This window comes from Treponema bryantii (assembly GCF_900111035.1).
Lineage (GTDB): Bacteria > Spirochaetota > Spirochaetia > Treponematales > Treponemataceae > Treponema_D > Treponema_D bryantii_C.
Window position 1 is genome coordinate 28994 of record NZ_FOFU01000007.1, and the last position, 12110, is coordinate 41103.

The window sequence follows — 12110 nt, forward strand, 5'->3', positions numbered from 1 at the left end:
TTTTCATATTTTAATAGACAATTCGAAATTCTTGTTTTATAATAATACATAAGGAGTAATTTAAATGGAATCAAATAATTCTATCGTTTCAGGCTTTGACAGTGACAAGGACGATTCTCTCAAGATCACTTTGCATAAGATTCCAGGAGTCCAGAACGGTTGTATGGTTGTCCTGGATGGGTATATCGACACTTACAATTCATCTTTCTTTCAGAAACAGCTTACTAAAGTAATCGGAGCAGGGTACTTTAATCTTCTGTTTAATTGTGGCGGTTTGTCATATGTGTCATCTACAGGTCTCGGTTCTTTTACAATCCTTCTTAAGATGGTAAAGGTAAAGGGCGGAGATATTATTCTTTCTGAAGTTCAGGAGAAGGTAGCTGAAGTATTCCAGATTCTTGGTTTCTCTCAGTTCTTCAATCTTAAGGATACTACAGAAGAAGCTTTGGAGTACCTTCGTCATGATGAAGGTTCTGCTCCAGGTCCAGTATTTCCTAAGATGCTTGTTTGTCCATCATGTGGAAAGAATATTCAGGCAGCACACGCAGGTCGTTTCCGCTGTACTAACTGTAAAGCAATAATTACAATCAGCGAGGCTGGAGCAATTACTCTCGGCTAATTTCTGATTTTTAATTCTTTTGTTAAATAAAAAAACCGATGCAGTTCGCATCGGTTTTTTTTATCCCGATCCTGAAACAAGTTCAGGATGACGGGATTTAGGTTAATTCTAGCGGAGCAAGCTGAGTACGTTCTGGCTAGACTGATTAGCCTGAGCGAGCATAGCTGTACCAGCCTGAGAGAGTACGTTAGAAGTTGTGAACTTAACCATCTCTTCAGCCATGTCTGTATCACGGATGCGTGATTCAGAAGCCTGGAGGTTTTCAGCACCAACATCAAGACCTGTAACAGTCTTCTCAAGGCGGTTCTGGTAAGCACCAAGGTCAGCACGCTGCTTGTTGATCTTCATCAAAGCCTCATCAAGAGTTCCGATTGCGCGGTTAGCTTCATCTGGAGTTGCAAGAGACATGATTGATTCATCACCAATGTTGCGGAGACCAAGAGCTGTAGCAGACATTGTTCCAATATATACCTGTGTTCTCTGATCCATGTTAGCACCAATATGGAACCACATAGAACCTGTAACAACATTTTCACCTGTAGGACGAGCAAAGCGACCTGTAAGCATGTTCATACCGTTGAACTGAGCACAAGAAGCGATGCGGTCAACCTCTGCGATCAAAGAAGAAACTTCTACCTGGATCTGCATGCGGTCTTCAGAAGAATAGATACCGTTTGAAGACTGAACAGCAAGTTCGCGGATACGCTGAACGATGTCTGTTGTTTCCTGGAGGTATCCTTCAGTTGTCTGAATGAAAGAAATACCATTCTGAGCGTTTGTTGAAGCCTGGTTCAAACCGCGGATCTGAGCACGCATTTTCTCAGAAACTGCAAGTCCAGAAGCGTCGTCACCGGCACGGTTAATTCTCATACCAGAAGAAAGTTTTTCCATGCTCTTCTGATTGTTAAGATCCTGAATTCCCTGGGAACGCTGAGCGAACATAGCACTCATATTGTGATTAATAACCATAATAATCTCCTTATAGTTAGGTTATAAGATAAAACACATTGGTGGGTTTAAAACCACAACGTGGTTTATCTCACGGGTTTCCACCACCCTTATACTTGATTTTCGGGTTGGTGAAAAAAAAGTTTAGGAAAAATTAAATATTTTTTTTATTTTTTTGTGTTATAATAATGCTATGGATTATTTATTAATGGGCCTTGCAGTTTGTGTAATAATCGCACTGATTGCCTGGTATATAAAATATTTTAATAGAAAAAATCAGAAAACATCCCGCCAGAAGGTGATGCAGCCGGTTAAATGTCCGCTATGTGACTCAAATTTGTACGTAGGAGAGAACATTATTTCAAAAGTTTATCGTCCTATGAATGTTCCAGATCAGCTTATGATTGTTATGGGCTGCCCTCACTGCTATCCCCGTTGTGAGCCAGGCGTAAAACGAATCTGTCCGGTGTGCCACAAGGAAGTTGCACAGGATCAAAGCCTTACAGCCCGTCTTTTCAATAAAGCTCTCGGAAAAAAGCATGTACATGTAGTTGGTTGTTCCAACTGTCATCGTCCTCGTGCTGATTAATTCTTGAATTATCCCAATTATCATTTATAATAAATTCAAATGTATAATTAACGGGAGAAGCTTTATGCAAAAAAAACTAACTGCGACTTTCTTTTCAATTCTATTTTATTCCATCCTAATTTGCGGAGCTCTGGGACTAGTTTCATGTAAATCTGATACCGCTCATGAAAGTCAGATATCTTTTTCGATTCCGAAAGAAGTTATTAGGAGAACTGCAATTCGAGCAGAGAAAGGAAAAGATGATTTAGGCGGAGATATAAAAGATTATTCAATATTTCTTTCTGTGAAACTGGTTAGTCCTGATGAAAAGATAATTCAATTTCTGGAAGAAGAAAAACTAAAATCTGAATGGGATGAATTCTTCAACAGGGAATCAGGTAATGATGGATATGAAGTTCGTTTTGAAAATGTTGTTATAGGAACAGAACTTTATGTTGATGTTGCTATATTAGAAGATTTTGCTGGTGAAAAGGATGAAACATATAGAGGAAAATCATCTCTGTTTATAATCAAAGAAGGAGAAAACTCTATTTCTGTTCAGTTGAAAGAAGTGAAATATGCTGCTGATGAAGAGGGAACAATTGATTCTGATTTAGAATATGCTCCACTTACTGTAGAAATAAATAAGGCAGAACTTTCTGTTTTTGGTGATACGATTGAACTCCAGACAAAAGATGAAGATGGCAATATTATTTCTGATGTAGATTATGAAGTTTCTCTTTTCTACAATGGAACAAAATTGGATTCTGATTACTTAAAAAGAACCGGTTCAGAAGTCAAAATTGAAGAACTTGAAGCTATTGGAAGATATAGAATTTATGTTGTTGCAATCTATATGAAAGAGGGTGTAGTTCCAGTTATTGGAACTCAGAGTTTTGATGTAGATGTAATACTTCCAACTGAGTTATATGTTAGTTCAGAAGGCAATGAGGCAAATTCTGGTTTATCTGCAGACAATACCGTTCCATCTTTAGAGTCTGCTTGTAAGCTTATTGGAAAGTACAGTTTTAAGAGTGAGGAATTAATTGATTGGACCATTAATGTGTCTGGAATATTAAATGAACATCAAATTCTTGATATGAAAAAAGCAAAAACTATTACTATACAAGGTGTTTCTAATGCGGAAATAAATGCTAATGCAAATGAAGACAATCAATATAGTACTATTGAAATTAAACCAGAATGTTGTCCTGTTATAATACGCAATATAACAATTACTGGTGGGTATTCTTATAATGGTGGGGGAATATATGCAGAATCTGATCTAACTATTGGAGATGGAGTTTTGATTACTGGAAATCATGCTACTAGTTGTGGTGGAGGTATTTATTCTAATTCAATTCTTAAAATTGCAGGTGGTGTAATTACAAATAATATCGCTGAATATGGTGGTGGAGGAGTTTATTCTGAAATAGAAATGTATATGTATGGAGATGCTGTTATTGGTGATAGAGAAGCTATAGCATCTGCTGTATACGATTTGGAATTACCAGAAAATAATTCATATGGAAATTTGTGTCTTAATTCAGAGAACAGTACATATTCTGGTGGCGGTGGAGTAAATTGTAAGCGCTTGCATTTAGGTTATTCTGGTAAAGATAATGAAGGTCATTTAATAGAAGCAGAGCTTTCTGGTGGTATATATCATAATTATGCAGTTTATAATGGTGGAGGAATATATATTAATTCATGGAATAATATGTCTATGAATAGTGGTAATATTGCATATAATTCTGCTGCTGAAAAAGGAAATGGAATTTGGTTGACATCAAGAGATGGTGCGTTAGGAGTAAGTGGTACTGCGGAAATTTCTGCAACTAATGATGTTTATTTAGATTATCAACAAAGTGGATCTGATACATATAGTGCATGTATTGTAATAGAAGGGGCTCTTTCTAAAGAATCTGTTGCAACTATAACACCAGGCACTTATACAAGTTTCCAGATTTTAAAAATTTCAGAAGAAGTGACTGATATTGAAATTAATGATGTGAAATCGAAGTTTACAATAAATGGTGATGGCGGATACTTTATTGATAATGATGGTTATTTGACTACGAATTAATGTATGGAGTGTTATCATGAAATATTTAAAAGCAATAAAATTTAGCGGACTACTTTTTAGCTTAATTTGTTTTTTTGGATGTTCAGGAATGTCTGAAAAAAAATCGGATGTACAAAATGACAATTTCATAATTCGAGGTTCAGTGTCTTTACAACAGGAATCTAAATCTGTTGGAAGGGCTGCATATCCTTCATTTGAAATTATAAATGAAATAAAATGGAGTGTAACTGCTGTTTGTGACGATGAAACTGTTGCTCCAATTGAGTCTGAATGTACGGATGAAGGTAATTTTAATATCCAGATACCACTCGAAGGTGTGTGGTCATTTTCTGCTGTTGGAAGAACTGGTGATACAATTGTAATGCAAAGTATTACACCTGTAGAAGTATATGTTGAGAAATTAGTTAGAGGTTTTGAATTAGAACCTATCTCTATTATTGTATATCCAGTATGCCTGGAAGATTATACTGGTTCAATTAAACTGCAATTTCATGATGAAACTGAAGAATTTGGACCTGTTTCAAAAATTAAGTTTTCATTTACTGATCAGGTTATAGAAAATGGAGAAATTTTATTCAATGAGAAAAAAGTTGCCAACTTCGAGATTGATGAAATTCCTGCAGGTCTTCATAATGTGATTTTTGATTTTTTCAATCAGGATAATATAAGGATTAGTTCTTATGTAGATACTATTGTTATATTTAGCGGTTTTGAAACTAATACATGGCAAAAAAGTGGTAATAATACATTTATACTGATGGATGAATTGTTTTATAACTTTGAAGAAACAGAGCTTCCTTCTGATTTCGAATATCCAATAGTTTTATGGAATAAAAAAGACAGTGCTGAAGGTGGAACAACAGGAACCTGGTCTTCTTCTGTTGGATATGCACTTTTCTCTCAGATTTCTGAAAATATAAAACTTGAAGATGGAGTTCTGTTTGGAAAGAATATCAATAATTTCTGGTTTGATGATAAAAATTTTAAAATTTACGCTTCTGAACCTGTAGGTAATGAAATTTATCTCTTTAGTTATCCAAGCTATGCAGGATATGAAGTTGGAAAATATATACCTGTAGATGTTTCTGCTTCTCCTGCTTGTATTTATGATGGAAATATCTGGTTTGTAACTGTAATTGATAATACATATAGAATTTCTAAACTAATAAATGGAAAATTGGAATCTTATTCAATCTGCAATTCAGATAATACAGAAATACAATTTTCATCTAACATTCCTGAGTCTCAGGATGTTAGAGCTTCTCTAAAACTGTGTGCTGATTCTGAATATATTTATGCTTTATATTCCTATCAGAATAAAGTTACATATAAGGATGAATGGAATAATGACTGTTCATATATTCAGGATTGTACGTTTGAACTTAAAAAATTTGCAATTTCAGATAATGATAAAAAACTGATAAAACTTGCGGAGTGTGAAGTTACGGCAGTTGAAGATTTTGAAATTACTGCAGAAGAACAAACTAGTATTTTTGATGGTGATTTTAAGATAAACGATTTTATGGTTATAAAAGAATCTGATAATGAAACGTCTCTTTATGCACTTCTTTGTGATGAGCCTGTTCGGGGAGGGATTGCAAAATTCAAAAGTACAATTACTGAAGGAAATCATACTTTAGAATTAGGAACTATTAATTCTCGTAAATTGTATGGCTGGTGGTATTCTGATACTGTTGCTGCTGATCTTGAAGAATTACGCGAAGCTGCACAGGCTGTTGATGAACTGGATAATACCCATCAATTACAATTTAGAACTCGATATAGCGTAAGTCAACTAAAGGGGCGAAATCCATTTGAACTTGCTTCATTAGGTGATGCTACCATAACTGATTATATAAGAGGGCAATGGGCTGAGAATGAACAATACTATGGACCTGTGGATGAAACGGCAATTTTAAATGCATTAGTTCCGGTTAACGAAATAATTGCAAGAATAAGAGAGACTGCATCAGCTCAAACAGTTATGTATGCGCCACAAAAGTTTATAGCTCGTAAACCTGATGAATTAATAATTGCAGAAGAAGATGGATATGGATACGATGATAATACAAATAGAGTTTATTCTTTGAACCTTAGAACATTATCTGTTACAAAAACAACCGTTAATGTTTCATTTAATGGTTACATGGAGTCTGGTTATCATAGTTTCTAGGATTCAGACGCTATTATGAAAAGAAACTCGACTCCGTTAATCTCCGTCTGCATTCCAGTGTACAATACGGAAGCATATCTTGCGCAGGGCCTTAGGTCGGTTATTGCGCAGGATTTTGCGGAGTTTGAAATTGTTGTGGTGAATGATGCCAGTTGCGGAACTGATGAACGCGGCTTTTCCTGCAAGAAAATCGTAAAGCTTGTTCAAAAAGAAAGTAATCGGATTCGAAAAAAAAAGGGGCTTTCTCCTGTTGAAATCACTTATATTGAAAATCAAACAAATTTACAGACTGTAGAAACCCGGCGAATTCTTGTAGAGGCTGCCAGGGGAAAATATATCACCATGCTGGATAGTGATGATGAATTGCTTCCTGGTGCACTTTCTGATTTATATTCTGCAGCAAAGGAATCTCAATCAGATATTGTACATGGTGCAATGAGTCTTAAAGCCTGTTCGGAGATTCCTCAAAAATCAATAGAAGAACTGCAGACAGGGGTAAATCTGCAGAGTCCTAAGCTATCTGAAAATCAGATTATCAATTGCTTTTTAAATCAGGAGCATTCCGGTTATCTTTGTGCGAAGCTTATAAATCGTGAGGTTTATCTGCGGGCTTTCAATCATATTCCATTTACAAAATGTGTTATGGCAGATGATTATCTGATTTATTTTTTTATTGCTTTGGAGGCAAAATCATATATCAGCATCAAAACGCCGGTTTATCTCTATAATATTGGGCTTGGAATTTCTTCAAATACTCAGATAACTTCTATGGCTCGGTGGGAACAGATTTGTTCTGCTGCAAATGTTTTTACGGTAATTTTTGATGAAATTGCTAATCTTCCACAGGGAGCTTTTACTGAAAATCAGCTGGATAAAATCCGTATAGCCTGCCGTCATTATATCAAAAATAATATTTCTCAGTTAGAAACTGCTGTTTCCCCAGAAATTCTTGCGCAGGCTTATGATTTACTCTGTGATTACTGGGGAGAAGACTTCGTACAAGAGTTTTCAGTCAATAAAATTTGACTTTCACCTATTATACTTTATACTTATAAGTAGGAGTGGAGTCGATAACAAACTGTTATTATTTTTTTTCTTTACATAGTGAGGCATTATTATGGAAGAGCAGATTTTAAAGACTGAAGGAAAATCCAAGAAAAAAAGGGAGAAAAAACAGAGAAAAGAATCACTCCTATTAAAATATGGTGTTATAGCTTTTTTGGAAATTCTCACATTTATTTCAGTTTTTCTTGTTTTTATTTCACGTAATATTAAGGCGCCAATTAAAAGTATTTATGATGAGTCAGTTGAATACTTTCTTGATTCTGCTATAGATAACGTAAAAACCTGGTTTGGAAATCAGGTAACGTTATTGGAGGTATTTCAGCGGGCCATTGTAGATCCTGTAGATAATCCTGAGCACATAAAGCAGAGAGTAAAAACAGTTCCTAAGCCTGATGGTTTTGAATATTGTATGGTTTTCTGGGATACAAACCATGATGCAAAGGATGGCGGACCAGAAACCTTCAATACAAAAGGTGGAACTTCTGTAGCCGGTATTTTACAGAAGGAATACTATGTAAATCATAAAAAAGACAATGTTTCTATATGGCTTGAATCTCCACGAATGGCAGCTGCTGGTGGTTATACAATGCCTCTTTTTGTAAAATCAGATTTTATTGATGAAAAAACTGGTGAAGAAATTACTGGTGGTTGTGTAGGCTTCCTTGAACTTGAACCTATTAATTCACTTGGAAAAACATTTTTTAAAACAGGACGAATTTCTGTTTATGATGATGCAAATGGGCTCCGAGCTGGAGAGGATATTCTTGGTGAATCTGATGTAGAACATCTTCAGGTATATACTAGAACCTTTGCCTTAAACAATAAGGTTTGGAAAATAATTGCTACTGTTGAAAAACGCGAATTGGAAGAGATTGCAAATTATATGCAGAATGTATCTTTGGCAGGAGGATTCTTGATTGCATTTGTCTTAATGATTCTGGAACTTCTTATTATCCGAACAATTATTGTTAAGTTCTCTTCAATCAAAAATAATATTGATGACCTTAATACAGGTGATAAAGACCTTACAAAACGTCTTACAATTTATCACAATAATGAAATCTCTCAGGTAAAGAAATCTGTTAATGTATTCTTAAATACAGTCCACGAAACTGTTACTGAAATTGGTAATGCAAACTATAACCTTAAAGAGACCTTCGGAAGTGTAAAAGTTCAGCTTGATGAAACTAAAAATCAGATGGACAACATTGCAAGTGAAATTCAGGCTGCAACAACTACTCTTGAGGCAGAGGATAAGAGCGTAACTGATACCAGTGAACTTGTTGCTCAGATTTCTTCTAACATCAGAACCCTTAATCAGATGATTGATTCTCAGGTAGAAGCTATTACTCAGGCTAGTGCTGGAATTGAGCAAATGATTGGAAATATTCAGTCTATTACTAGTTCGATTGATAAGATGGCTGGTGAGTTTACAGAGCTTAATGCTGCAACTGCTGAAGGTATTGAGAAGAACCGTATTGTAAACGAACTTCTTAATTCAGTTCTTGCACAGAGTAAGACTCTGCAGGATACAAACATGGTTATTGCCAGCATTTCTTCGCAGACAAACCTTCTTTCTATGAATGCCATGATTGAGTCTGCTCATGCGGGTGAAGCCGGTAAGGGATTCGCTGTCGTTGCTGAGGAAATCCGTAAGCTTGCTGATACTTCTGCTACCCAGTCTAAGAGTATTGGTGAAAACCTTAAACTGATTGCGGCAAATATTCAGAAGGTAGTAGAAAGTGCTGATTTGAGTAAGGCTAGTTTTGAAATTGTATCTGATAAGACAAATAATACTTCTGATCTGGTTTACTCAATTAAGAAAGCAACTGAAGAGCAGAGTGAAGGTTCTAAGAACCTGCTCGAAACCCTTACAAAGATGAATAATATTTCTGTGAGCGTTCAGCGTTCAAGTAAAAAAATTGAAGACAGAGCACTTTCTGTTCTTGATGCTATTGCAAGTCTTAAAGAGTCATCAAAGAATATGGCTCAGAACTTCAATAAGATTGTATCAACAACTGAGGTTACACAAAATACAACTCAGAACCTGCACAAGCTTACTGAAGACATGAAAAACGCTGTAGATGATATTTCAGAGCGTATTGACGAATTTAAAGTATAGTCGGATAAGAGGTGCGCTTCACAGAAACGCACCTCTTTTTTTTTATTGCAAAATCATGTAATATCTGTTTATGAATATTATCGTAGTTGGCAGTGGTGGTCGTGAGCACACTATCTGCTGGAAAATTGCTCAGAGTCCTGTTGTTGATAAAGTAGTTGTTGTTCCTGGAAACGGAGGCACTGCTTACGAGTCAAAATGTGTAAATGTAAATCCTAAAAATTGTGATTACATTAAAGAGGGTGAAAACCCTTATGTTGCAATTGCAAAACACGAAAACTGCCGTATGGCTGTAATTGGACCGGAAGATCCTCTTGCTGAAGGTCTTGCTGATGAGTTCTGGAAGGCTGACATTCCTTGTGTTGGTCCAAAGAAAGCTGCTGCTCAGCTTGAAGCAAGTAAAGACCTCTCTAAAAAATTCATGAAAGAATACGGTGTAGCTTGTCCTGCAAGTGAAACCTTCACAAATAAAGATGAAGCCTGTGAATATATTAAAAAGCACGGAGCCCCAATTGTTGTTAAGGCTGATGGCCTTGCAGCTGGTAAAGGTGTAGTTGTTGCCGCTACTGTAGAACAGGCTCTACAGGCTGTTGAAGATATGATGGGCAACGGTAAAGTAGGTGCTGCAGGTAAAAAGCTTGTAATTGAAGAGTATCTTGAAGGTGTTGAGATTTCTGTACTTGCTGCAGTATCTGTAACTCCTGAATATGCTGTAAGCGGAAATGCTACAATTGTTCCATTCCTTCCTGCACGTGACCACAAACGTCTTTTGGACGGTGCTAAAGGTCCTAATACTGGTGGAATGGGTGCTGTTTGTCCTCTTGAAGATGTAACAGATAAAACAATGAAGCAGTTTGATAAGGATATTCTTCAGCCAACATTGAAGGGACTTATTAAAGAAAAGTTTGATTACCGCGGATTTATTTTCTTTGGAGTTATGCTTACAAGCAAAGGTCCAAAGCTTCTTGAATATAATGTTCGTCTTGGAGACCCTGAAACACAGGCTGTTCTTCCACTTATGGACTTTGACTTTACTTCTATGTGTACTGCTATTTTGAATGGAACTCTTAAGGATTTCGAATTCAAATGGCTGCCAGGTTATCAGGTTGCACCAGTAATGGTTAGTGGTGGATATCCGGAAGCATACGAAAAGGGTAAGGAAATTACTTTCAACAAACCGCTCTTAAACGCAAGTACTGCAAAAGTATTTGTTGCCGGTGCTGTTGAAGGCCGTCGTGGAGATGGAGACATCCTCACAAGCGGTGGACGTGTTCTTGCCTGCAGTGCTTACGGCTCATCTTTCAAGGAAGCATGGGAAAAAGCATATCAGGGAATAAGCGCAATTAAGTTTGACGGTGCATTCTTCCGAAAGGATATTGGTCTTCCGGGAGCTGCAGAGAGCGGAAAGCTCTAATAGAGATGCTGAACCTTTCAGCATGATGTGTTACCCCGATTCTGAACTTGTTTCAAAATCGGGGTCTTTTTTTATAGATATTTGATAAGTTCTGAACGAACTGCATCAAGACGGCTGTCACTTAATCCAAAGTCCATCTGGCGATAACTCCAGGCGGCACGACCGATTCCGTGGTTGTTGAAAACTGTTGAAATCAGCTTATACCATTCAAGAGTGTCTTCTGGAGTTGCCTTTTCGATGGCTCCGTATTCACCGCAATAAAGCAGAACGTTTCTGTCTTCTGCAACCTTTACAGCTTCTGCAAAAATTGTTTCGAAGTAAGAAACATCAACAGTTGCATCAGGAGAAAAAGCTCCGAAAGCTGTTCCAATCTGACCAACCTTTTCTGAAGTCATTTTAATATAATCTGAAAATTTTGATTTAAGAGGGAATCTGAAATCAGGATTCATTTTCTGTCCAACCCAAGGTGCACCCTGATGTGTAAACAACAGCGGTTCATAGCAGTGGAAGTTATATACGATGTTTTCGTCGTATGGTTCGTCCAGGTCTTTTACAGATGCCAGAGAATTGTTCCAGTAGCTTCCTACCAGGATTTTTGTTGTTGGAGCAATCTTTCTGATTCGTTCAATACAAGTTTTTGCAATTGCATTCCACTTTTTGCAGTAAGCCTGATCAGTAACTTCATTCAAAAGTTCAAAACAGATTTCGTTATTTGATCCTGCAAAAATATCCTTAAAGCTTTCTGCAAGTGACTCCCAGAGTTTATAAAAACGTTCCTGGAGTTTTTCATCATCAAAAAAGCCTGATTCCTGATAACCGATATCAAAAGAAAATCCGCAGGTTTTATGAAGGTCCAGAATCATGTTGAGGTTATTTGTCTTACACCATTCAGCAGCTTTTCGGATTCTTTCATAGCCTTTTTCAAGTTTCTGTCCGTCAGCATTTTCTACAAGTTCATAATCAATCGGCAATCGGATATGATCAAGTCCCCAGTCAGCAATTGTCTTAAAATCTTCTTCCTTAATGAAAGTATCATAACGTTCTTCTGTATGATTACACTGAGAAAACCAGCCACCAAGATTTACGCCGTGCATAAAGCCTTTAAATTGTTTCATAAA

General features: G+C 36.6%; 9 protein-coding genes. 7 read left to right on the plus strand and 2 right to left on the minus strand.

Annotated elements, in window-relative coordinates; all coding sequences use genetic code 11:
• Nucleotides 1–64: 64 nt before the first annotated feature.
• Nucleotides 65–619 carry an STAS domain-containing protein gene (locus tag BMY21_RS11435; RefSeq protein ID WP_074644325.1) on the plus strand — a complete coding sequence of 185 codons (555 nt, stop codon included), beginning with the start codon at nucleotides 65–67 and terminating at the stop codon, nucleotides 617–619.
• Nucleotides 620–727: 108 nt separating this feature from the next.
• Here BMY21_RS11435 and BMY21_RS11440 read toward each other — a convergent pair whose 3' ends face one another.
• Nucleotides 728–1588: a flagellin N-terminal helical domain-containing protein gene (locus tag BMY21_RS11440; RefSeq protein ID WP_074644328.1), complete on the minus strand. Its 861-nt coding sequence runs from the start codon at nucleotides 1586–1588 to the stop codon at nucleotides 728–730.
• Between the two features lie 172 nt (nucleotides 1589–1760).
• Between BMY21_RS11440 and BMY21_RS11445 the strand changes: the two genes are divergently transcribed.
• From BMY21_RS11445 to purD, 6 genes are all read left to right on the plus strand, one after another.
• Nucleotides 1761–2156, plus strand: coding sequence for a hypothetical protein (locus tag BMY21_RS11445; RefSeq protein ID WP_143064221.1), 396 nt, complete (start codon nucleotides 1761–1763; stop codon nucleotides 2154–2156).
• Between the two features lie 64 nt (nucleotides 2157–2220).
• Nucleotides 2221–4221, plus strand: a complete 2001-nt coding sequence (locus tag BMY21_RS11450) for a hypothetical protein (RefSeq protein ID WP_074644331.1) — start codon at nucleotides 2221–2223, stop codon at nucleotides 4219–4221.
• A gap of 142 nt (nucleotides 4222–4363) precedes the next feature.
• Nucleotides 4364–6394, plus strand: coding sequence for a hypothetical protein (locus BMY21_RS11455; protein ID WP_143064222.1), 2031 nt, complete (start codon nucleotides 4364–4366; stop codon nucleotides 6392–6394).
• Nucleotides 6395–6409: 15 nt separating this feature from the next.
• Nucleotides 6410–7420, plus strand: a complete 1011-nt coding sequence (locus tag BMY21_RS11460; protein ID WP_074644335.1) for a glycosyltransferase family 2 protein — start codon at nucleotides 6410–6412, stop codon at nucleotides 7418–7420.
• Nucleotides 7421–7511: 91 nt separating this feature from the next.
• A complete protein-coding gene (locus BMY21_RS11465; protein WP_074644337.1) occupies nucleotides 7512–9581 on the plus strand; it encodes a methyl-accepting chemotaxis protein in 2070 nt (689 codons plus the stop codon).
• 70 nt (nucleotides 9582–9651) lie between these two features.
• Complete coding sequence (purD, locus tag BMY21_RS11470; RefSeq protein ID WP_074644339.1) at nucleotides 9652–10992, plus strand: phosphoribosylamine--glycine ligase; 1341 nt, start codon at nucleotides 9652–9654, stop codon at nucleotides 10990–10992.
• A 71-nt stretch (nucleotides 10993–11063) separates the two neighbouring features.
• On the opposite strand, the gene BMY21_RS11475 is transcribed toward purD, so the two are convergent.
• A complete protein-coding gene (locus BMY21_RS11475; RefSeq protein ID WP_074644341.1) occupies nucleotides 11064–12107 on the minus strand; it encodes a glycoside hydrolase family 5 protein in 1044 nt (347 codons plus the stop codon).
• Nucleotides 12108–12110: the final 3 nt, after the last annotated feature.